This window comes from Streptomyces sp. XY431 (assembly GCF_001279805.1).
Lineage (GTDB): Bacteria > Actinomycetota > Actinomycetes > Streptomycetales > Streptomycetaceae > Kitasatospora > Kitasatospora purpeofusca.
Genome location: NZ_LGDO01000013.1, coordinates 1 through 22,448, shown reverse-complemented (window position 1 = coordinate 22,448; position 22,448 = coordinate 1). Strand labels below are relative to the sequence as shown.

At 74.6% G+C, this 22,448-nt stretch carries 18 protein-coding genes; 13 read left to right on the top strand and 5 right to left on the bottom strand.

The genetic code is table 11. The features are described from left to right. Window positions 1–64 precede the first annotated feature (64 nt). Window positions 65–235 carry an MbtH family NRPS accessory protein gene (locus tag ADK60_RS02615; protein ID WP_053642865.1) on the top strand — a complete coding sequence of 57 codons (171 nt, stop codon included), beginning with the start codon at window positions 65–67 and terminating at the stop codon, window positions 233–235. Window positions 236–413: 178 nt separating this feature from the next. Further along, window positions 414–1,439, top strand: a complete 1,026-nt coding sequence (locus ADK60_RS02610; RefSeq protein WP_053642863.1) for a chitinase — start codon at window positions 414–416, stop codon at window positions 1,437–1,439. A gap of 24 nt (window positions 1,440–1,463) precedes the next feature. Here the strand turns inward: ADK60_RS02610 and ADK60_RS02605 are convergent, their stop codons facing one another. Further along, window positions 1,464–2,699: an amidohydrolase gene (locus ADK60_RS02605; protein ID WP_053642861.1), complete on the bottom strand. Its 1,236-nt coding sequence runs from the start codon at window positions 2,697–2,699 to the stop codon at window positions 1,464–1,466. Window positions 2,700–2,893: 194 nt separating this feature from the next. Here ADK60_RS02605 and ADK60_RS02600 point away from each other — a divergent pair, with 194 nt between their 5' ends. Further along, window positions 2,894–4,069: a YncE family protein gene (locus ADK60_RS02600; protein ID WP_234370909.1), complete on the top strand. Its 1,176-nt coding sequence runs from the start codon at window positions 2,894–2,896 to the stop codon at window positions 4,067–4,069. Window positions 4,070–4,132: 63 nt separating this feature from the next. On the opposite strand, the gene ADK60_RS02595 is transcribed toward ADK60_RS02600, so the two are convergent. Continuing rightward, a complete protein-coding gene (locus ADK60_RS02595) occupies window positions 4,133–4,366 on the bottom strand; it encodes a WhiB family transcriptional regulator (protein WP_052709559.1) in 234 nt (77 codons plus the stop codon). Between the two features lie 351 nt (window positions 4,367–4,717). Here ADK60_RS02595 and ADK60_RS02590 point away from each other — a divergent pair, with 351 nt between their 5' ends. The 3 genes from ADK60_RS02590 to ADK60_RS02580 all read left to right on the top strand — a co-directional run bounded on the left by ADK60_RS02590 (window position 4,718) and on the right by ADK60_RS02580 (window position 7,785). Further along, window positions 4,718–6,268 carry a TolB family protein gene (locus ADK60_RS02590; protein WP_053642859.1) on the top strand — a complete coding sequence of 517 codons (1,551 nt, stop codon included), beginning with the start codon at window positions 4,718–4,720 and terminating at the stop codon, window positions 6,266–6,268. Window positions 6,269–6,388: 120 nt separating this feature from the next. After that, on the top strand, window positions 6,389–7,024 hold the full coding sequence (locus ADK60_RS02585) for a TetR/AcrR family transcriptional regulator (RefSeq protein WP_045943575.1): 636 nt from the start codon (window positions 6,389–6,391) through the stop codon (window positions 7,022–7,024). Further along, the gene (locus ADK60_RS02580; protein ID WP_045943576.1) at window positions 7,021–7,785 is read left to right on the top strand and encodes a glucose 1-dehydrogenase; all 765 of its coding nucleotides are present in this window, start codon (window positions 7,021–7,023) and stop codon (window positions 7,783–7,785) included. The genes ADK60_RS02585 and ADK60_RS02580 overlap by 4 nt, the downstream gene beginning before the upstream one ends. A gap of 106 nt (window positions 7,786–7,891) precedes the next feature. On the opposite strand, the gene ADK60_RS02575 is transcribed toward ADK60_RS02580, so the two are convergent. Next, window positions 7,892–9,163 carry a cytochrome P450 family protein gene (locus tag ADK60_RS02575; protein ID WP_234370908.1) on the bottom strand — a complete coding sequence of 424 codons (1,272 nt, stop codon included), beginning with the start codon at window positions 9,161–9,163 and terminating at the stop codon, window positions 7,892–7,894. A 320-nt stretch (window positions 9,164–9,483) separates the two neighbouring features. On the opposite strand from ADK60_RS02575, the gene ADK60_RS02570 reads away from it, so the two are divergent. Together ADK60_RS02570 and ADK60_RS47405 are read left to right on the top strand one after the other, a co-directional pair. Continuing rightward, window positions 9,484–11,823: an MMPL family transporter gene (locus tag ADK60_RS02570; protein ID WP_079007992.1), complete on the top strand. Its 2,340-nt coding sequence runs from the start codon at window positions 9,484–9,486 to the stop codon at window positions 11,821–11,823. 264 nt (window positions 11,824–12,087) lie between these two features. After that, the gene (locus ADK60_RS47405; protein ID WP_159400276.1) at window positions 12,088–15,150 is read left to right on the top strand and encodes an AfsR/SARP family transcriptional regulator; all 3,063 of its coding nucleotides are present in this window, start codon (window positions 12,088–12,090) and stop codon (window positions 15,148–15,150) included. 23 nt (window positions 15,151–15,173) lie between these two features. Here the strand turns inward: ADK60_RS47405 and ADK60_RS02560 are convergent, their stop codons facing one another. Continuing rightward, entirely contained in the window at window positions 15,174–16,244 is a 1,071-nt protein-coding gene (locus ADK60_RS02560) for a mechanosensitive ion channel family protein (RefSeq protein WP_053642853.1), read from the bottom strand. 189 nt (window positions 16,245–16,433) lie between these two features. Between ADK60_RS02560 and ADK60_RS02555 the strand changes: the two genes are divergently transcribed. After that, on the top strand, window positions 16,434–16,802 hold the full coding sequence (locus tag ADK60_RS02555) for a PRC-barrel domain-containing protein (RefSeq protein WP_045943583.1): 369 nt from the start codon (window positions 16,434–16,436) through the stop codon (window positions 16,800–16,802). Window positions 16,803–17,091: 289 nt separating this feature from the next. Here ADK60_RS02555 and ADK60_RS02550 read toward each other — a convergent pair whose 3' ends face one another. Beyond that, window positions 17,092–18,471 carry an FAD-dependent oxidoreductase gene (locus ADK60_RS02550; RefSeq protein ID WP_053642851.1) on the bottom strand — a complete coding sequence of 460 codons (1,380 nt, stop codon included), beginning with the start codon at window positions 18,469–18,471 and terminating at the stop codon, window positions 17,092–17,094. Window positions 18,472–18,593: 122 nt separating this feature from the next. On the opposite strand from ADK60_RS02550, the gene ADK60_RS02545 reads away from it, so the two are divergent. The 4 genes from ADK60_RS02545 to ADK60_RS02530 all read left to right on the top strand — a co-directional run. Further along, window positions 18,594–18,947 carry an ArsR/SmtB family transcription factor gene (locus ADK60_RS02545; RefSeq protein ID WP_045943587.1) on the top strand — a complete coding sequence of 118 codons (354 nt, stop codon included), beginning with the start codon at window positions 18,594–18,596 and terminating at the stop codon, window positions 18,945–18,947. Window positions 18,948–18,992: 45 nt separating this feature from the next. After that, complete coding sequence (locus tag ADK60_RS02540) at window positions 18,993–19,466, top strand: GNAT family N-acetyltransferase (RefSeq protein WP_053642917.1); 474 nt, start codon at window positions 18,993–18,995, stop codon at window positions 19,464–19,466. Window positions 19,467–19,804: 338 nt separating this feature from the next. Next, window positions 19,805–20,137, top strand: a complete 333-nt coding sequence (locus ADK60_RS02535) for a trypco2 family protein (RefSeq protein WP_053642849.1) — start codon at window positions 19,805–19,807, stop codon at window positions 20,135–20,137. 393 nt (window positions 20,138–20,530) lie between these two features. Further along, on the top strand, window positions 20,531–22,448 hold a 1,918-nt coding region (locus ADK60_RS02530), incomplete at its 3' end, for a P-loop NTPase (protein WP_199839579.1).

The following is a 22,448-nucleotide window of genomic DNA, read 5'->3' as shown; positions in this document are numbered from 1 at the left end:
CGGTCGACCCGACCGGCCGACCCGACCGACAGGCCCGACCGACCCGCCCACCCCTGGAGCCCCCGTGCAATGGACCGTCCTGGTCAACGACCAGCAGCAGCACGCCCTCTACCCCGCCGACCGCCCCGCCCCCGCCGGCTGGCACCCCACCGGCTTCACCGGCTCCGAGGAGTCCTGCGCGGCCCACGTGGACGCGACCTGGCCCGACATCCGCCCGCTTCCGCCGCGCTCCTGAGAGGTGCCCTTCGGATCACGCCGAACCATTCGGAAACTTTCCTAACCAAATCCATTGACCCCGCGGCCGGGGAGCCCGATTCTGTGAGACACCCGCCGCGGGCCGTCGCCGTCCGCCGCGGGCGCCCCCCTTGACCTGCCGTCACCCCCGTGGTGTGGATCGACGAAAGCGAGTTGGCATGCGCAAGACCATCGGAGTCCGCCTGACCGCCCCGCTGCTGGCCGCCACCCTCGGTCCGGCCGCCCTCCTTCTGGCCCCGGTGGCCTCCGCCGCGGCGGACCCCGCCGTCGCGGCCGCGGACCCCGCCGTCGCGGCCGTGCCCGGGATGGCCGCCGCGCCGTACGAGTACCTCGGCTGGGGCAACCCGCAGAAGCCGACGGACGTGATGAAGGCGACCGGCGTCAAGTGGTTCACGCTGGCCTTCATCCTCTCCGACGGCGGGTGCAACCCGAAGTGGGACGGCAGCCGGCCGCTCACCGGCGGCTCCGACGAGGCCGCGATCAAGTCGATCCGGGCGGCCGGCGGCGATGTGGTGGTCTCGGTCGGCGGGTGGAGCGGCAACAAGCTGGGCGAGAAGTGTTCCAGCGCGAGCGCACTGGCCGGCGCCTACCAGAAGGTCATCGACGCCTACAAGCTCAAGGCCTTCGACATCGACATCGAGGACACCGAGTTCTCCAACGCGACGGTCCGTCAGCGGGTGGTCGACGCCCTGAAGATCGTCAAGACCAGGAACCCCGGCCTCGTCACCTACATCACCATGGGCACCACGCCCACCGGCCCGGACGCCACCGGCAAGGACCTCATCAAGCGCGGCGCGGCGGCGGGCCTCGCCAACGACGGCTGGGTGGTCATGCCGTTCGACTTCGGCGGCCACAGCGGCACCATGGGGCAGGCCTCGGTCGGCGCCATGGAGGGCCTCAAGGCGGCGGTCAAGAGCGCCTACGGCTACAGCGACGACGCCGCCTACCGGCACATCGGGGTGTCCTCGATGAACGGGAAGACCGACGAGGCCGGCGAGACCGTCACCACCGCCGACTTCCGCACCCTGCTCGGATACGCCCAGCAGCACCACATCGCCCGGTTCGCCTTCTGGTCCGTCAACCGCGACCGCGCCTGCGGCTCGGGCACCGACGCCGACGCGTGCAGCGGCGTCGCGCAGTCCCCGTACGAGTTCACCAGGATCGTCGTCCAGTACCAGGGCTGAGAACACCCCGGCCGGGGGCGGCGGTCACTCCACCGGAGCCGCGCCCCCGGCCGGTCCGCCCAGGTAGCGGCCGTCCCTGGCGACCACCCGGCCGGCCCGGACCACCAGCTCGCGCGGCGGCAGGTCGACCACGACCTGCGGGAGGCACTCGCCGGACACCAGCATGAAGTCCGCCGGCGATCCCGGCTCCAGGGTCGCCCTCGGCAGGTCGAGCAGCTCGGCGCCGCCGTCGGCGGCCAGCGCGAAGCACGCGGCCAGCTCCTCGTCCGTACGGGCGTCGGTGGTCCAGCCGAGCAGGTGGGCCCGGTGCAGCATGTCCGCGTTGCCGAACGGGCTCCAGGAGTCCCGCACACCGTCCGAACCGAGGCCCACCCGCACGCCGTGCGCCCGGAGTTCACGGAACGGCAGGACCTGGTGCGCCGAGGGCGCGACGGTGGTGAGGCCGACGCCGGACCCGGCGAGCAGCGCGGCCAGCTCGTCGAGCCGTTCGCCGCCCAGCTCCGGGACGCAGAAGGCGTGGCTGACCACGACCCGGCCGGCCAGACCGGCGGCCCTGGTCCGCGCGGCGATGTCGCGCAGCGGCGCCAGGCCCCGGTCGCCCCGGTCGTGCAGATGGACGTCCAGCCGCAGCCCGTACCGCTCGGCCAGGTCGAAGACCAGGTCGAGCTGGGCCGGTCCCTCGCCGTCCGCACCACCGTCGAACCCGGCCGGGTCGATGCCGCCGACCGCGTCGATCAGCCCGCTCGCCGCCGCCTCGGCCAGCAGCGCCCCAGCCCCGGGGGTGCGGCGGACGCCGTGCTGCGGGAAGGCGACCAGCTGGAGGTCCAGCGCCCCGGCCAGCCGCTCCCGCACCTCGGCCAGACCGGTCACCCCGGCCAGGCCGAAGGCGGGCGCGACGTCCACGTGCGCCCGGACGGCGCGGGTTCCGGAGGCCACGGCGTGGGCGAGCAGCCGGTGGGCGCGCTCGGCCAGCGGGGTGCGCTGGTGCCGGTGGAGGTCGACGTCGCCCCGGACGTACTCGGGCAGCGAACCGGCCGGGCGCCGGCTGTACCAGGGCTCGCCCCAGGCGGTCTTGTCCGGGTGGATGTGCGCGTCCACCAGGGTGGGCAGCGCGATCCGGCCCGCGCCGTCGACCACCTCCGGCTCGGCGCCCTCCGGGATCCGGTCGACCAGCAGGCCGTCGACAGCGACCAGGTCGACGGCCCGTTCGGCGCCGTACGGGCGGACGTCGCGGAAGACGGTGACGGCGGGGGCGGCCATGGGGGTCAGCCTCTCGGTACGGGGGGCGCTGAGGACGGGAAACACCCAGTGTCCCGCCGATTCCCGGCCGGGGGATCGACCGATCGGAGGACACCGCTGTCCACCGGCCGTCGCCCCCGGACGGGCCGAGCCGCCGATTCCCCGCCGGGGCCCGATGGCGCAGGGTGGGAGGCGGCCCAGTCCGAGGAGGAGCCGTGACCACCCGCGCCGCACTCGCCCGCACCGCTGTCCTGACCGCGCAGACCGCGCTGACCGCCACCCTGCTCGCCGCCTGCGGCAGCCCGGCCCCCGCCCCGGCGCCCGCGCCGACGTCCGCCTCCGCTCCGGCACCCGTGCCCACGCCGCCCCCGACAGCGACCCCCACACCGGCCGCCGCCTCCCCCACCCTCCTCGTCACCGACTTCGGCGCCGACACCGTCACCTTCGTCGACCCCTCCCGCCCGGGCCGCGCCGCCGACCTGGGCTCCGTCCGCGTCGGCGCCGCCCCGTACGGCCTCGCCGTCGCACCCGACGGCACCGCGTGGGTCGCCACCGCCGAGGGCGTCGCCGTCGTCGACACCCGCACCCGCACCCGCGTCGCCCTGGTCCCCCACACCACCCGCACCGGGCCGGTCACCACCGGCGAGTACCGGGGCGGCGGCATGGGCATCGCGCTCTCCCCGGACGGCGCCCGCGCCTACGTCGGTGTCAACGTGCCCGGCGGCAACGGCACCCTGGAGGTCGTCGACACCGCGACCCGGACGGTCGTCCAGGTCGTCCCGGTCGGCCGCCGGCCCTTCGACGTGGACGTCTCCGCCGACGGGCGCCAGGTCTACGTCACCGACCACGACTCCTTCGACGTCACCACGGTCGACACCGCCACCTGGGCCACGCGCCGGACCGAGGTCGCGCCGTACGGCACCGAGGGCGGGCTCGGTTCCTGGCTCAAGCCGCACTACACCGCCGTCCGCCCCTCCGACGGCGCCCTGCTGCTCCCCTTCGAGGGCGAGCGCCTCGCCGTGGTCGACCCCTCCACCGGCCGGGTCACCGTCGAGCCGATGACCGCCAACACCCATCAGCACGGCGTCACCGCCGCACCCGACGGCACCCTCTACATCGTCGGGACCGGCCCGATCGACCCCGCCACCGACGCCGGACCGTCGCTCACCGTCCGCGCTCCCGACGGCAGCGAGCGCCTCGTCCCGCTGGACGGCCCGCACGAGACCGTCACCCTGTCCCCCGACGGCCGCACCGCCTACGTCTCCGGCGGCTTCACCCGCGAGGGCGGCTGGGACGGGCTCACCGTGGTCGACACCGCCACCGGCCGCAGCACCCGCCTCCCCGTCGGCCACCGCCCGCTCGCCGTCGCCGTCCTCCCGCACCGCCCCTGACGGAGGATCCCGAAGGACCGACGCGCCGAAGGACCGACGCGCCGAAGCCGCCGTGCGGCAGGTTCACGCGCTGCGCCGGCGGATCGCGCGGCGTTCGGCTTCCGTCGTCCCGCCCCAGATGCCCTCCACGGCGACGTTCAGCGCCCAGTCCAGGCACTCCGGCGCCACCGGACAGCGGCCGCACACGGCCTTCGCCTCCTCGTTCTGCGCGACGGTCGGGAAGCTGGTGCCGCTCCCGATGGGGAAGAAGAGTTCGGGGTCCGTGCCCCGGCATCCGGCCGACGCACGCCAGTTCATCTCCCGCACGGTGCCCTCCGTTCTCGCGGTCTCCTCCTCCATGACTGCGCAGGGGCGGCGATTGTGACATTGGCCGCCGGGGCAAGGAGATCGTGACATTGGCCGCCGGGCGCGGCGGGAGGCCGAGGACGTCGCGGCGGTGCGGCAGCCCGCCGGGTACGGGCGGCCGGTCCGGCCCTGGACGTCCACCGGCCCCCGGACCGGGCAATCGCTCTGTCCTATAAGCCAGTTGACGTATCTTCCGCTTCGGATCCCCCTCGATCGTTGACGACCGGCCGTCCGGCGGATTGGCTTCCCGGAAAGCCCGCCACCGGGAGGGAGCCCGGCCGGGCGACCTGAGGGGAACCCTTGATGACACATACCAGCCGGACGTCCCGCAACCGATGGCTCGCGGGCGGCGGAGCGCTGGCCGCGGCCGCCGTGATCGCCGCCACCGCCGCCCCGGCCCAGGCCCTGGCCCGGCCGGTGGCGCGCGGTACCGTCCAGATCAGCACCGGGGTGAACGGCACCGCGCCCGACGGACAGTCGGCCGGCCAGGGCATCAGCGCCGACGGCCGCTACGCCCTGTTCACCTCCTGGGGCACGAACCTGGTGGGGCAGCCCGGGAAGGGCGGGCGCGACGCCTATGTGACCGATCTGCGCAACGGGCGCACCGAGCGGGTCAACCTCTCCGACGCGGACGAGCCGCTGAACGGCTTCACCGACTACGTCGCGATCAACGCCAACGGCCGTTACGTCGCCTTCGACAGCGAAGCCGAGGGCGTGGCCCCCGGCGCACGGGTGACCGGGCGCGACGAGGTGTACCTGCGCGACCGCTGGACGGGGCGCACCGAGCTGGTCAGCGGCAGCGCCGCCGGGACCGACACCGACCGGTACCACGCCTCCTACGCACCCTCGATCAGCGCGGACGGCCGGTACGTGGCGTTCGTGTCCTCCCGGACCGACCTCGACCCGACGGTGGTGGACACCGAGCCTCCGGCCACCGGCGCCGACCCCTCGCTCGCCCGGCCGTACACCTGGAAGTACAACGTCTACCTCACCGACCGGCGGACCCACACCACCCGGCTGATCTCCCGGGACGTGAACGGCAAGCCGGGCGAGAGTCTCTCGGTGCACCCGACGATCAGCGCGGACGGCCGCACCATCGGCTTCTCCTCGCTCTCGGCGCTGCTGCCGGAGGAGCAGCCGACCGCGGCACCCGCCCCCGCCGACGTGGAACCGACCCCGGGCGCCGCCGAGGCCGCGCGCCGGATCACCCCGCCGGGGGCGGCGCAGTCGCTCGCCTCCCATCCGACCTCCGCCGTCTACTACGTCTACGACGTGCCCGCCGGGCGGCTGACCCCGGTGAGCACGGGCACCGACGGCGTCCTGGGCAACTCCAGCTTCGCGGCGACGATCAGCCCCGACGGGCGGCGCGCGATCTACACCCTGGCCGAGCCCGGCGGCTCGACCAACGGTCACCGCTACCACACGGTGCTCCACGTCCGGGACCTGCGGACGGGCACCGTGACCAAGGTCAGCGGCGGCCTGCCGGGCACCAGCTCGGTCGGCTCCTCGGACCACGGCTCGATCACCGCCGACAACCGCTGGCTCTACTTCGAGTCCGCCGCCGACAACCTGGTGGCCGGCCCGCAGCACGCGGACTGGGACGTCTACCGCCAGGACCTGCGCACCGGCCGCACCGAGCGGGTCTCCACCGCCGCCGACGGCTCGCTCGGCAACGGTTCGTCGCGGGAACCCTTCGTGGACGCCGCGGGCCGCACGGTGCTGTTCGGTTCGACCAGCCGCAACCTGGTGGCCGGCACCGACGCTCCGGCGGCCGAGGACGCCCAGGTCTTCACCACGTCCGTCGGCCGCCACCGGGGCGACGGCGACGACCGGGGCGAGAACGAGAACGGCTGACGGGCCGGGAGGGCCGGTCAGTACGGGCCCGACCGGCCGCACCGGCCGGTCGGGCCCGACACGCCGGCCGGGCGGCGGCCTGCTTTGCGATTAATAATGTCCAGTATTAATCTTGGACCCATGGCAAGGACGTCGGCGGGCCACGACACCCGCGAGAGGCTGCTCCGGGCAGCGGAGGAACTCTTCGCCACCCGGGGTGTGGAGGCCTCGCTCACCAAGGACATCGTCCGACTGGCCGGACAGAGCAACCCGTCCGCCGTGCAGTACCACTTCGGCTCCCGCGAGGGGCTGCTGGAAGCGATCATGGCCGCCCGGCAGGAACGCACCGAGCGGGCGCTCGCGCCGCGGCTCGCCACCCTGGCGGAGCAGGACCTCCCCGGGCTGCTCGACGCCCTGGTCACCGCCGAGGCCACCGAGCTGCGCACCGAGCAGGGCCGGCACTGCCTGCGGATCTCGGCCCAGGTCAGCCGCGGCAGCGGCGTCCGCACCCGGACCCCGCACCCCACCCTCGCGGGCGGCGGCTACTGGCGGCTGATCGCGCTCGCCGAGCAGCGGATCTCCGGCCTTCCGGAGCCGATCCGGCTGGAGCGGCTCGACCTCGCGCTCACCCTGATCGGCGCGGCGCTGGCCGACCGGGCGCAGCAGTACCTCACCGGGTCCACCCCCCTGACGGACGAGGAGACCTTCCTCGCCGACCTGGTGACGATGTCCGCCGCCATGCTCTCCGCCCCCACCCCTTCGAGGAGCACGTCATGAACGACCTGACCGGCAAGACCGTCATCATCACCGGCGGCGCCCGCGGCCTCGGCGCCGAGGCCGCGCGGCTGGCCGTCGCCGCCGGTGCCAACGTGGTCATCACGGACGTCCTGGAGGAGGACGGCCTGGCCACCGCCGCCGAGCTCGGCGGGCGGGCCCGGTTCGTGCGGCACGACGTGACCTCCGAGGAGGACTGGCAGCGGGTGGTGGACCACGCGGTGGCGGAGTTCGGCGCGGTGCACGGTCTGGTCAACAACGCGGGGATCTCCACCGGCACCCTGCTCGCGGACGAGAGCGTGGCGTACTTCCGCAAGGTGCTGGACGTCAATCTGACCGGGGTGTTCATCGGGATGAAGACCGTCGTCCCGGCGATGCGCGCGGCCGGCGGCGGCTCCATCGTCAACATCTCCTCGGCGGCCGGCCTGATGGGCCTCGCCCTGACCGCCGGTTACGGCGCCTCCAAGTGGGGCGTGCGCGGCCTCAGCAAGATCGGCGCGGTCGAGCTGGGCACCGAGCGGATCCGGGTCAACTCGGTGCACCCGGGCATGACCTACACCCCGATGACGGCGGCGGTCGGCATCCGGCAGGGTGAGGGCAACTACCCCAACACCCCGATGGCCCGCGTCGGCGAGGCCCCCGAGATCGCCACCGCCGTGGTCTACCTGCTGTCCGACGACGCCTCCTACGTGACCGGCGCCGAACTCGCGGTGGACGGCGGCTGGACCACCGGGCCGACCGTCAAGTACGTCATGGGGCAGTGAGCCGGGCGCTCCCCCAGGCCCCTTGACGGAGCCCTCCCGCGCGCCGCGTCCCGGAACGTTCCCGGGGCGCGGCGCGCGGCGGTCCGTCATCCGCTTCTCGCCGGACCTACCGCACCCCGTCGAGCAGCACCGGGAGCTCGCGGTGCCCGTTGGAGATCAGCGACTCGACGGGCCGCAGCTCGGCGTCCGGGGCGAGGGCGAGGTCCGGGAACCGCTCGAAGAGCAGACGCAGGGCCGTCGCCCCCTCCAGCCGGGCCAGCGGGGCGCCGAGGCAGAAGTGCGGGCCGTGGCCGAAGGCCAGGTGGTCCTTGACCGGGCGGGTGACGTCGAAGACGGCGCCGTCCTCGCCGTAGCGGACGGGGTGGCGGCCGGCGGCGGCGTAGGAGGCGAGGATCGGGTCGCCCTTGCGGAGGACCACCCCGCCGGGCAGCTCGATGTCCTCGACGGCGTAGCGCAGCGGCAGGTGCGCCACGGGCGCGTCGCGGCGCAGCGCCTCCTCGACCACATCGCCCCAGCCGACCTTGCCGGCCCGGACCAGGGCGAGCTGTTCGGGGTGGGTGAGCAGCGCGGCGATGGCGTTGTCGATCAGGTTGACGGTGGTCTCGTAACCGGCCGAGACGACCAGCAGGAGGGTGTCGCGCAGCTCCTCCTCGGTCAGCGCCGAGGCACCGGCGGTCACCGCCGCCCCCTCCGACCCGCTTGCCCCCTCGGCCACGTCCTCCCCGTCTCCGGTGTCGCGGGCGGCGATCAGCAGCGAGGTCATGTCGTCGGCGGGCTCGCGACGCTTGGTGGCGATCAGCTCGTCCAGCATGCCGTAGAAGGACGTCAGGTTGGCGACGGCCTCCTCGGCAGTGCGGGTGGTGTCGAAGACCCGGTCGACGGTGGTGCGGAAGCTGTCGGTGAGGGAGTCCGGGAGTCCCAGCAGCCGGGCGATGACCTGGATCGGCAGCCGGTAGGCGAGGTGTTCGCGCAGGTCGACGGGGGTGCCCGGCGGCATCGCGGCCAGTTCGTCCAGCAGGGTGTCCGTCAGCTGCTCGACCTGCTCGGTCATGGCGTTGATCCGGCGGACCGAGAACGCGGTGCCGACCAGTCGGCGCAGCCGCCGGTGCTCCGCGCCGTGGGCGGTGAACATGTTGCGGGCAGCCACCCAGATCGCCAGCGGCCAGGTGGGGACGACCTCGGCGAAGTCCGGCCAGTGCTGGACGCCGTCCTTGGACACCCGGGGGTCCTTGAGCAGTTCCTCCAGCAGCTCCGGGTCGGCCACCGCCCAGGCCCGCACCCCGAGGATGTCGATGGGCGTCGCCGGGCCGCGCTCGAACAGCTCGGCGGTCTCGGCGTCGCGGTTGCGACCGGTCGGGTCCAGCACGAGTCGTTCCACGGGGGCTCCTTCGGTCGGGTGACGGAGGCGCGCGGCGGTCGGGCCGCGCACGGGGACGAGCATGCCGCCGCGCGCCGGTCACGTCGAGAGGGCCTTTGCAGCACGGACAGTGACGGTGCATCAGGCGAACGTCCCCGACGCACCGCGTCCGGCGTGCGCGACGGCCCGGGCACCGGGGTCGCCACTCGCGGCCCCGGCGCCGCCGACGGGGCGACACCGCTGACGGGGCGACTACCGGTGAGTACGGCGTGGTCGGCGTGGCGGCCCGGGGACGCTGCTCCGGATCGATGCGCAACCGCGCCGAAGACCGGGAGCCGTTCATGCCGCCGTCCGACCCGCCGTCCGATCCGCCGTCCGACCCGCCGTCCGATCCGCAGCCCGACCCGCCGTCCGATCAGAAGCCCGACCCGCGGTCCACGCCGAGGTCCACGCCGCCGTCCGGCCGCCGCGGCCCCGCCGCCGCCGCGCCACCGGCCAAGCGCTCGGGGCTGCGGCGGCTCGGTGAGTGGTGCGCCCGCCACTCCCTGCTGGTCATCGTGCTGTGGATCGTGGCGCTGGCCGCCGTCCAGACGGCGAACAAGACGGTCGGCGGCGACTACTCGGACGACTTCTCGCTGCCCGGCTCCCAGGCGCAGCAGGGTCAGCAGGTCCTCCAGGCGCACGTCCCGGCCGCCGCCGGCACCAGCTCCCAGGTGGTGCTGCACGACGCCCAGGCCCTGACCGGCTTCGCCCCGCAGGTGTCCCAGGTGGTCGCCTCGCTGGAGCAGCTGCCGCACGTGCTGGGCGCGCAGAGCCCGCTGCCGCCGGCCGGGCAGCCCGCCCCGCCCGGCGGGCCGCTGGCCGCGGACGGTCTGACCGGCTACATCACGGTCCGCTTCGACACCAACCCGACCCTCCTCGACCCGGACTACCTGGCCGGTGTGGACGCGGCGGTGGCCCCGCTGCGGGAGGCCGGCGTCCAGGTCGAGTACGGCGGCCCGCTGGGCGAGCTGGCGCAGCCCGAACCCGACGACCGCCTCAGCGAGGTGATCGGCTTCGCGGTGGCGATCGTCGTCCTGCTGATCGGCTTCCGCAGCGCGATCGCGGCCGGACTGCCACTGGTGACGGCACTGTTCGCGGCCGTGGTCGGCCTCGGCGTACTGGGGCTGATCGCGGCGCTGTCCACCTTCGCGACCGTCGCGCCCACCCTGGCCACGATGATCGGCATCGGGGTCGGCATCGACTACGCGCTCTTCCTGCTCACCCGGCACCGACAGAACCTGATGGACGGAGTGGATCCGGTCTCCTCGGCCGGACAGGCGGTGGCCACCAGCGGCCGGGCGGTGCTGGTCTCGGGCTGCACCGTGATCATCGCGCTGTCCGGGCTGTCGGTGTCGGGCATCTCCTTCATGGCCAAGCTCGGCGTCGCCGCCGCGGTCACCGTGGTGTCGGCGGTCCTCGGCGCGCTCACCCTGCTGCCGGCGCTGATGGGGCTGATCGGCCGCCGGATGGACCGGATCACCGTCGGCCGCCCGATCGCCGAGAGCAACGGCGAGGACGGTGCGGAGACCGGTGTCTGGCACCGCTACGCCCGCCGGGTCGAAGGGCGCCCCTGGTGGTACCTGATCGCCGGTGTGGTCGCGCTGGGGATCCTGGCGATCCCGCTGTTCTCCATCCAGCTCGGCCACATCGGGGACGGCGCCGACTCCACCGACTTCACCGACCGGCGCGCCTACGACCTGATGTCCGAGGCCTTCGGTCCCGGCTCGAACGGCCCGCTGACCCTCGTGGTCGACCAGAGCGCCGTCCCCGCCGAGAACCGGCCGGGCGTCCAGAGCGCCGTGCAGCAGGCCCTCACCGGCCTGCCCGGCGCGGCGAGCGTCGGCCCGCTGCAGCTCAGCCCGGACGGCCTGGTGCTGTTCAACACCGTCGTCCCCAGCACCTCGCCGCAGGAGCAGGCCACCACCGACCTGGTCGACAACCTGTCGGACACCGTACTGCCGGACTCGGTCGCCGGCACCGGCGCGAAGACCTACGTCACCGGCAACACCGCCGCCCAGGTCGACTTCCTGGACATCGTGTCGAGCCGGCTGGTCCTGATCATCGCGGTGGTGGTCGGACTCGCCTTCCTGATCATCCTCGCCGTCTTCCGCGGCCTGCTGGTCGCCGTCAAGGCCGCCGTGCTCAACCTGCTGTCGATCGCGGCCTCCTACGGGGTGCTGGTGGCGGTCTTCCAGTGGGGCTGGGGCGGCCCGGCCCTCGGGGTGAACGGCACGGTCCCGATCGAGAGCTACGTCCCGATGATGATGTTCGCGATCGTCTTCGGACTGAGCATGGACTACGAGATCTTCCTGCTCTCCCGGGTGCACGAGGCCTGGCTGCGCACCGGCCGCAGCCAGGACGCCGTCGCGCACGCCCTGGAGATCACCGCCCGGGTGATCTCCTGCGCCGCGCTGATCATGGTGAGCGTCTTCGCCGCCTTCATCGTCAGCGACAACATCGTGATCAAGATGATGGGCCTCGGCCTGGCGGTCAGCGTCCTGGTGGACGCCACCATCGTCCGCCTGCTGCTCGTCCCGGCGGTGATGACCCTGCTCGGCGCCTCCGCCTGGTGGACCCCCCGCTTCCTCGACCGGATCCTCCCCCACATCGACGCCGAGGGCGAGAGCGAGCCGGTATAGGGGATCGTCACCCCCCGCCCGGACGGGGACCACGCACTGCGGCGGACCCGAGCCGGAAGAGGCCCGGGGCCGCCGCCCCCCGTCCTTGCGGGAACGACTCTTCCGCCGCCCACCACGGATCCGCCCCGGTTCGGCCACCGGCGGGCCATGGCTCGTTCATGGCGGGCCCGTGGCAGGCGTGTTGGCGCACGGACGACCGTCTGCCAGAGTGGCCCCCAGGGGAGCCCGGGGGTGGTGCGGGCGGCTGGACGACGGGGGTCGGACGTGGAACTGAGGGTGCTCGGGCCGATCGAGGCGGAAGCCGACGGCCGGGCGGTCCGCCTGCCGGGCGGCCGGGCCCGCGTCCTGCTCGCCGTCCTCGCGGTGCACCACGGGCGGCCCGTGACCGTCGAACGGCTCACCGACGCCCTGTGGGGCACCGAACCGCCGGCCACCGCCCGCGCCCAGGTGCAGGCCATGGTGGCGGCGCTCCGGCGGGCCGCCGCCGAACGCGACCCCGCCCGCACGGGCGTGATCAGGACGGCGGAGACCGGCTACCTGCTGTGTGCCGAGGCGGTGGACACCGACCTGGGCCGCTTCGAACGGCTCGTCCACGAGGGCCGGGCGGCCGCGGCCCGGCAGCGGGCCGACGAGGCGGTCGACCGGTTCCGGGCCGCGCTCGCGCTCTGGCGCGGACCCGCGTTCGACGGGCTCGCGGCCGAACCGCTGCACACGGAGGCGGAACGCCTGGAGGAGGACCGGCTGACGGTCCTGGAGGAGTGCCTGGAGCTCGAACTCGCCCGCGGCCCGCGGCCGGACCTGGTCGCGGTGGTCCGCACCGTGATCCGCGCCCACCCGCTCCGGGAGTCCGCGCACCGCCTGCTGATGCTCGCCCTGCACCGGTCGGGCCGCACGGCGGAGGCGTTGACGGCCTATCAGGAGGCCCGGTCCGCCCTCACCGCCGAGCTCGGCGTCGAGCCGGGCGCCGCGCTCCAGGAGCTGCACTGGGGCATCCTCGCGGAGGACCCGGCGCTGCTCCTCGCGCAGTCCCTCGCACCGGCGGGCGGGCGGCCGGCCCTCCAGGACCTGTCCGCCCCAGCCCTGCCCGCTCCGGTCCCGCCCGCCCCCGTCCGGGCCCCGCTGTTCGGCCGGGATGCCGAGCTGGCCGAGCTGCGGACGCTGCTCGCCACCCGACGGCTGGTGACCCTCGTCGGCCCGCCCGGAGTCGGCAAGACGCGGCTCGCACTCGCCGCCGCCGAAGAGGCAGCCACCACCGGGACCGCGACCGGCACCGGCACCGTCCTGGGCACCGGAGCCGTCCTGGGCACCGGCGCCCCGCCCGTCGAGCTGGACGCGGTGGCCGATCCCGAGCTCGTGCCCGCCGCCGTCGCCGCCGCGCTCGGACTGCCCACCGGACCGGGCCGGCCGATCCTCGACACCCTCACCTCGGGCCTGGCCGCACGTGACACCCTGCTCGTGCTCGACAACTGCGAACACCTGCTGGAGGCCTGCGCCGCCCTGGTCGACCACCTGCTCGCCCGCTGCGGCGGGCTGCGGATCCTCGCCACCAGCCGCGAACCGCTCGCCGTGCCCGGCGAGACCGTCCGCACCACGGTCCCCCTGGACCTGCCCGCGACCGACCGCGCCGAGGAGGTCCTGCGGTCCGGGGCGGGTCGGATGCTGGCCGACCGGGCCGCCGCCCAACTGCCCGCCTTCGCCGTCACCGAGCGGACCGCGGCCCCGCTGGCCCGGATCTGCCGCGCCACCGAGGGCCTGCCGCTGGCGCTGGAACTCGTCGCCGCCCAGCTGCGCACCTTCACCCTCGCCGAAGTCTCCGCCCGGCTCGACCAGCAGCTGGAGCTGCTCGCCCGACGGCGGGCCCGGCCCGCCCGGCACGCCTCGCTGCGGTCCGCGATCGAGTGGAGCCACCGGCTGCTGACCGACGAGGAGCGCGAGGTCTTCGCCCGGCTGGCGGTCTTCGCCGGCGGCTTCACCGCCGAGGCCGCCCGGGCGGTGGTCGGCGGCCCCGGCCCCGGACCGGCCGCCCGCCGGGTCGACCCGGCCCTGCGGGACCTGGTCGACCGCTCCCTGGTGGTGACGGAGCCCGGTACCGACCCGGCGCGCTACCGGCTCCCGAGCGCCATCCGGGAGTTCGCCGCCGAGCAGCTGTCCCGCACCGGCCCCGACGTGCCGGACCGGGCACTGCGACGGCACGCCGACCACTACCGGGCGGTCGGCGCCCGGGTCGAGGAGGGGGAGGCCGACGGGACCGACATCACCCTGCGCGCCTCGCTGCGGCTCGACCTGCCGAACCTGCGGGCCGGACTCGACTGGTCGCTCGGCTCCGGCGACCGGCCGGCGGGCGACCCGGTCCTCGGGGCCGACCTCGTCGGAGCGACGGCGTGGCTCTGGGGAGCGCTGCCCAGGGAGGGGCTGTACTGGGTCGGGCGCGCACTGGCCCGGCTGGAGCAGGCCGCACCGCCCGAGGCGTCCCGGCACGTGCGGTACGCGGCGGGCATGATCTCCTTCAGCATCGACCTCAACGCCTCCGGGGACCTGCTGGCCGAGGCCGCCCGGCTGGCCGAGTCCTGCGGCGACGTCCCGCTCCAACTGGAGGCCCTGGCCCAGCTCTCCGTCGTGCGCTGCCTCCAGGGCCGCGCGGTGGAGGCCGTCGCCATCACGGACGGCGTCCTGCCGCCGGTGCTGCAGTACGGCAGCGAGGTCGCCGCGGCGCGGATGCGCACCGCGACGGCCATCGCCCAGCTCGGCGCCGGACACCTCGACCGGGCCGCCGAACAGCTCGCCCTCGCCGAGGAGGTCCTGTCCGCGGCCGGAGCGCGGACCCCGCTGGCCGCCTCGCACTGGGCCCGGGCCGAGGTCGCCTTCTACGGCGGCGACCCGGCCGGCGCCGTCCTGCTCGCCGAGGCCTCGCTCCGGCACACCACCGGCACCGACGACCTGTTCGCCCTGGTGTGCCGGCGCTCCCACCACGCCCGCAGCCTCCACGCGGTGGGCGCCCGCCGGGAGAGCGCCCACCGGCTGGCCGCCGTCCTGCGCGACTGCCTGGAGGCCGGGCTGTGGATGCCCGCGGTGGACGCCCTGGTCACGGCCGCCCGCCACGAGGCCGACGCCGGCCGCCCGGACCGGGCCGCCGTCCTGCTCGCCGGCGTCCGGCCCCTGCGCGACCGCACCGGCCGGCACCCGGCCCCGGTCGAACTCCCCCTGCACCGGACTCTCGACGAGCAGCTGCGCACCGTCCTCCCCGCCCCGGCCCACGCCGACGCGACCCGCAGGGGCACCGCGATGACCGCCGAGGCCCTCATCGGGTACGCCCTGAGCACCCTCTGACACCTCCCCGCCCACCGGGGAGGTCAGCCGGTGGGCGGGCCTCCGGGCGCCGCCGGGCCGGGCCGCCCGGGCGGCTCGCCCATGGGCAAGCGCGGCAGGGCGTACGGGTGGTTCTCGACCAGATACCCGATCAGGTGCTCGCGCAGCCGGCAGCGGAGCTCGAACGCGTCCTCGGCGTTCGCGGCGGTGGCGAGCGCCCGCACCACGATGGTGGTGGGCGTGGTGTCGACCACCTGGAGGGCACTGCCCTCGCCGTCCCACAGCGGTTGCCCGGACAGGAAGGCGTCGAACTCCTCGCGCAGCTTCCCGACCGGCGCGTGGTGGTCGAGGTGCAGCAGCGCGGTGCCGGTGATCCGGCTGGTCCGGCGGGACCAGTTCTCGAACGGACGGCCGACGAAGTACGACATCGGCATGACGATCCGCCGCTGGTCCCAGGTCGCGATCACCACCGCCGTCAGCGTGATCTCCTCCACCGTCCCCCACTCGCCCGCCACCACGACCACGTCACCGATCCGGGCCAGGTCCCCGAACGCCATCTGGACACCGGCGAAGACGTTGCCGAGCGTGCTCTGGGCCGCCACCCCCGCCACCAGACCGACCAGCCCGGCGGAGGCGAGCAGACTCGTCCCGACCCCGCGCACCGCCGGGAAGGTCATCAGGATCGCGCCCAGCGTCGCCAGCGCCACGACCGCCTGGCAGATCCGGCCCAGCAGATCGGCCTGGGTCCGCGCCCGCCCGGCCCACGCCGGGTCCCGGCGGTGCACGGCGATCCGCACGGTGCCGTCCACCAGCAGCGCCACCACCCGGGCCCCCAGCCAGCCGCCGGCGGCGATCGCCAGGATCACCACCAGGTGCCGCAGCGCGTCCCGGGCGGCGGGCGGCGCGTCGATCCACGGCAACGCGCCGAGCAGGAGCAGGCACGCCGTCAGCGCCAGCAACGGCCGCCGGCACCGGGCCAGCACGCCCGGCACCCCGGCCGCCCCGCCGTCCGCCCCCGACCGCCGCGCCACCGCGCGCGCGACCCGGTCCAGGCCGTACGCGAGCAGCACCGCCGCGAGGGCCGCCACCGCCAGTCGTACCGGACTCCACCCCATGTCCCGCTCTCCCGTCCGCTCCGCCGCCGGGCCACCGCGCCCCGTCCGCCGCCTCGCCTTTCCCGCCCGGGCCGGACCACACCTCCCGGCGGGCGGGTGGCATGGATCCGGCGGACCGGGGCACCCGAGCGGTGCACGTCCGCCGCAGCGGACGTGCACCGGCCCCAACGACGGAAGGGAGAAGGACACATGAGCGAGGGCGTCAACCTCTGGCAGTTCCGCGACACTTCCGGCCACACCGCCGGTACCGACCTCATCGGATTCCACGTGGAGGCCGTGGACGGCCCGGTCGGCAAGGTGGACCGCCTCTCCGAGGCGATGGGCTCGCAGTACCTGGTCGTCGACACCGGCCCGTGGATCTTCGGCCGCCTCGTACTGCTCCCCGCCGGCACGGTCATCCGGATCGAGATCGGCGAACAGAAGGTCTACATCGACCGCACCAAGGACGACATCAAGCACAGCCCCACCCTGGGCGTCGAGGACACCGACCGCGGCCCGGACTTCCAGGACCGCTACGCCCTCTACTACAGCCCGTTCTACGGCGGCCGCCGCTTCTGACCGGGCTCGAGGGTGAACGCCCGAGAGCCATAGGGGCAGTGAAACGGCCCCGGACCTGCACAAAGGCCCGGGGCCGCTATCACGGCGCTGACGTTTCTGCTCAGCCTCCACCGGCTCTCCCGGAACGGCAGCCGTCCCGCCGCCGGCGAACCGACCGACGTCGGCCGCTGACCTCGACGACAGCGAAGGCTCGGTGGCGGTCCCCTTCGCCGTTCCCGGCTCCTGTGCCGGCGGAGAGTGGCTGTACCTTCAGTGCCGCATTCCTCGCAGACGGGCCTGACGGCGGGCGTCAGCAGCCGCCGTTGGTGGAGCAGGAGGCGCCGGAGTCGCTGCCGACGGTGAGGGTGATGAGCTGGGGTGCGGCGGGGGTCGAGCAGCAGCCCCCGTCAGCGTCGGCCGGTGCGGCGGGCTCGTCGAAGAGGCCGGCGCCGCCGCAGACGCCGGTTTCGGGGAGGGTGAGCTCGACTCGGGTGGCGGCTTCGTGGTCGCCGGCGAGGTGGGCGGTGATGGAGCGGACCTGCTCGTAGCCGGTCATGGCGAGGAAGGTCGGGGCGCGGCCGTAGGACTTCATGCCGACGAGGTGGACGCCCTGTTCGGGGTGGGAGAGCTCGTTCACGCCGTGGGGGTAGACGGTGCCGCAGGAGTGCTGGTTGGGGTCGATCAGCGGTGCGAGGGCGGTCGGGGCCTGGAGTCGCTCGTCCAGGCCGAGCCGCAGCTCGCCGAGGAAGGACAGGTCGGGCCGCAGGCCGGTGAGGACGATGACCTCGTCGAGGTCCTCCGCGCGGTGGCCGTCCTCGGAGACGAGGCCGAGCTTGCCGCCGGTCTCCTCGACGGCGGCGGTGCGGAAGCCGGTGAGGGCGCTGGCGTGGCCACTTTCGACGGCTGCCTTGGCGGCCTGGCCGAGTGCGCCGCGGGCGGGGAGTTGGTCGGCGCTGCCGCCGCCGAAGGTGGAGCCGGTGATGCCGCGCCGGAGTACCCAGACGGCGTGGGTGCCGCTCTCCTGCTTCGCAAGGTCGGCGAGCGCGGCCAGGGCGGTGAAGGCGGAGGCGCCGGAGCCGACGACGGCGGTGCGGCGGCCCGCGTACCGGGCACGGACGGCGGGGTCCTTGAGGTCGGGGACGCGGTACGAGATCCGGGCGGCATGGGTCTTCTCGCCGATCGCGGGCAGGCCGTCGGCGCCGAGCGGGCTGGGCGTGGACCAGGTGCCGGAGGCGTCGACGACCGCGGCGGCGGTGATCCGCTCCTCGGCGCCGTCGGCACTGGTGAGGTGGACGGTGAAGGGCTCGGTGTCGCGGCCGGAGTCGACGACGCGGTCGCGGCCGGCGCGGGCGACGCCCGTCACCCGGGTGTTGTACCGGACCTTGTCGCCGAGGGCATCGGCGAGCGGCTGGAGGTAGAGCTCGGCCCAGTCGGCGCCGGTCGGGCAGGTCGCGCCGTCGGGGCGGGTCCAGCCGGTGGGGGTGAGGATCTCCTCGGCGGCGGGGTCGACGAGTTCGGACCAGGTGGAGAACAGCCGCACGTGGCCCCACTCGCGGACCGCGCTGCCGGCTGCCGGGCCAGCTTCGAGTACCAGCGCGGGGAGGCCGCGTCCGGCGAGGTGGGCGGCGGCGGCCAGGCCGACGGGGCCGGCGCCGATGACGAGGACGGGCAGGTCGGAGCCTTCGGACATGGCGGTGGTCCCCTTCGGACGAGCGGTCTCGGGTGGCCGGAGCATCGGCTGATTCGACAACTGTCGATGTACTGGCGATCTCGACCTTGCCACCCAGGATCGACAGATGTCAACATAGACATATGTCGAATTTGGAGTTGACGGTCCTGGAGTCCGAGGCCGTTCCGTGCTGCCCGCCGATCACCTCGGCGGAGCTGTCGGCGCAGGACGCGGTGCGGATGGCCGCGATGTTCAAGGCCCTGTCCGACCCGGTCCGGCTGCGCCTCTTCTCCAAGATCGCCTCGCACCCGGGCGGAGAGGCGTGCGTGTGCGACATCCAGGACGTCGGGGTGTCCCAGCCCACCGTCTCCCACCACCTGAAGAAGCTCCGCGAGGCCGGCCTGCTGACCAGCGAGCGCCGGGGCACCTGGGTCTACTACCAGGTCGCACCGTCGGTAGTGGCGGGCATGTCCGCCCTGCTCGACCTCAACCGCTGACCCGAGGAGCCCTCGTTGCCGCACGCCGTCCCCGTCATCGCCCCGATGACGCCAGGGCATGCCGAGGAGGTCCTGGCGGTCTACCGGGCGGGCATCGAGGAGGGCAACGCCACCTTCGAGACCGCCGCCCCCGCCTGGGACGCCTTCGACGCCGCCCGGCTGCCAGGGCACCGGCACGTCGCCCTCGACCAGGACGGCCGAGTGCTGGGCTGGGCCGCGGTGAGCGCGGTCTCCACCCGCCCCGCCTACGCCGGGGTCGTCGAGCACTCCGTCTACGTGCACCCCCGGTTCCGTGGCTTCGGCATCGCCGGTGCCCTGCTGGAGGCGTTGATCGCCTCGACGGAGGCGGCCGGGATCTGGACGATCCAGTCCGGGGTGTTCCCGGAGAACACCGCCAGCCTGGCCCTCCACGCGAAGGCGGGATTCCGGGTGATCGGCACCCGTGAGCGGATCGCGCGCCACCACGGGGTGTGGCGGGATGTTGTCCTGATCGAGCGCCGCAGCCCCGTCGTCAGGTAGCCGGCGGCGGGGCATGACGGTCTTGCGCCAGGGGGCGGCCGGGTCGCGGAGGGTGTCCAGCATCAGCTCGCGCCAGGTGATCGCCGCGTTGGCCGCCAGGTGCGCGTGCCGCACGCCCAGGCCGGTCGGCGCGCTGGCCTGGCGTCCGAGAAGACCGCGCTGAACGGGATGCTCGACACCTGCGCATAGGCCCCCTCCGGCCGACTCGCCCGCCCCGCGTCCCGCTGAGCCGGCCCGTCCGGCCGAAATCGGCTTTCCCTGCGAAAGCCCCCGCGCGAGCCCTACGGTGTTCGCATCGATCCGACTGCGGATCGGGCGCTCGACAGGGGGTGGGTCCGATGGATGTTCCGCTGGCGGACGCGGTCGCGGCGGTGCGCGACGAATTGCTCGAAGCCGCCGCACGGGTGGGTGACGACCCGCAGGTGGTGTTCGCGGTCGGGCCCGTGGAGATGGAGTTCGAGGTCGAGCTGCGAGTCGACGCGAAGGCCAAGGCCGGCTTCAGGCTGTTCGCGGTGGGCGCCGAGACGGAGGCAGGTGTCGCCCGTGCCCGCACCCACCGCGTCTCCTTCACCCTCACCCCCAAGCGCCCCGACGGAGGCGACCTGCTCGTCCGCTCCGCGCAGGAACGCCCCGACGGGCCCGGCGACGTGTCGGGGCGCATTCCGGACTGACCGGGGCGCGGTCCGGCGCACGGCAGGGGCGGGCAGGGGGCGGGCGTGGAGCAGTTGAGGGTGGCCGGGGTTACCGGGCCGAAAGGCGCCGGGCCGGGCTCGGGGTACGCGGTCGGCGGCCGACTGGTCCTGACCTCCGCGCACGTCACCGGACCGGTCGGAACCCGGGTGAAGGTCTTCCCCCCGGCTGCCGGCGCCGATGCGGGTGGGACGGTGGTATGGGCGGGGACGCCGGGCGGGCGGGACGACGCCGCGCTCGTCCTCGTCGACGACTCACCGCACTGGCGGCCACCGACCGCACCGGTCGTGTGGGGACGCCCGGACACGAAACGCCCCAGCACACCGTGCGAGACCTGGGGTGTCCCGGACGAGGCCCAGCGCGAAGGCCGCCCCGTGGAGGCCGCGCAGCTGCGCGGGGAGGTGAACCCGGGCAGCGGCTTCGTCGGCAACCAGTACGTCATGGACCTGCGCACCACCGGCGCCGGGTGGCCGGGTGACGGGACGTCGCCGTGGGGCGGCCTGTCGGGGGCGGCGGTGTTCTGCGACCGCTACCTGACCGGCGTCGTCGCCTCCGACCGCGCCCACTCCGGCCACGGCCGGCTCAACGTCGTCCCCTCCTACGTCCTGCACCACGACCCCGCCTTCCGCACCGCTCTCGCGGAGCACGGTGGCGGCTGGGCGGGAGGGCTGGCGGCGGTGGAGTTCCAGGACATCGCCGACCCCACCAGCAACCCCGCCACCCGGCGCCCCCCGGTGACCCCGGCCGCCCTGCTGGAGGCCGGCCGCCAGACCGTCCCCTTCCACGGCCGCGAGGCCCTGCTCGCCGAACTGGAGGCGTGGTGCTGGCTCGACGGGTTCGGGGCGTGGCTGCTGCACGGCCCCGGCGGGCAGGGCAAGACCCGCCTCGCCCACCACCTCGGCCGACAGCTCACCGCCACCGGCTGGACGGTGCTGTGGCCGCGTGCCGGTGCCAGGCCCGAGCAGCTGTTGGAACTCCGGCGGGCGGCGAGGCCGCTGCTGGTCGTCGTCGACTACGCCGAGACCCGCCCCGAACAACTCGGCGCCCTCGTCGACGCCGCCGCCGAGCACCCCGGAACCAGCCCGTTCAAGCTCCTGCTCCTGGCCCGCACCGCCGGCGACTGGTGGCAGCAGGCCCGAGCGGGAAGCCGACAGGCCGAGGAACTCCTCGCCGCCGCCCGTACCCGCCGCCTCACCCCCCTGGAGGAAGACCCGGACCGTCGCGCCGGCCACTACCGCGACGCCGCCCACGCCCTCGCCACCGCGCTGACGATCGTTCCGGACACGGCCGGACACGACTGGACGGTGGCTGCCGCAGCCCTGACGCCACCGCGACAGCTGGCCCGGGACAGTGCTTACGGCAACGCGCTCACCCTCCACATGACCGCCCTCGCCGACCTCCTCGACACCGCACGCACCGGACCTGCGGACCGCACCGAGGACGAGGACGCACAGGACGTGGAGGACCGGCTGCTCGGCCACGAGAACCGCTACTGGCACAGCAGCGCAATCTCCTTCGGCCTCACCCCCGCCCTCAGCATGGACACCCTGGAGGCCGCGCTCGCCGCGGCTCACCTCACCGGCGCCGGCGACCGTGATCAGGCCGACCTGCTCTGGCAACGTATGCCCGCGCTCGCCGACCAGCCCCGCGACCGCCGCAACCAGGTCACCACCTGGGTTGCTGCCCTCTATCCCGCCACCGGATCGCCGGGAGGGCCGCCCTGGGGCACCCTGCAGCCCGACCGGCTCGCTGAACGCCACACCGGCCGCGTCCTCGAAACCGAACCTCGCCTCGCCGAGCACCTCCTCGGCGGCGCCGACGAAACCCGGGCCGGGCAACTCCTCACCGTCTACACCCGGGCCGCCACCCACCCCGTCTTCCAGGGCCGCCTCGACACCCACCTCACCGACCTCTGCATCCGCCACCACCGGCAACTCGGCGCACACATCATCACCACCGCCACCCGCACCGACCACCCCAAACCCCTCACCAGTGCCCTCGAAGCCATCACCGCAAGCCCCGCAACCACCCTCGACGCCCTCACTCGACTCCACAACCAGTTCCCCAACAGCAGCCAGCGCCTCGCAAGCACCGCCACCCGCCTCGCCTGGACCATCACCCGCCGCTACCGTGCCCTGGCCGACGCGAACCGCGACGCCTACCTCCCTCACCTGGCCAGCGCGCTCAACAACCTTTCCATCCGGTTGGGCGAGGAGGGCCGACGGGCGGAGGGTCTGGCCGCCGTCGAAGAATCCGTCGCCATTCGCCGCGCCCTGGCCGAGACGAACCCCG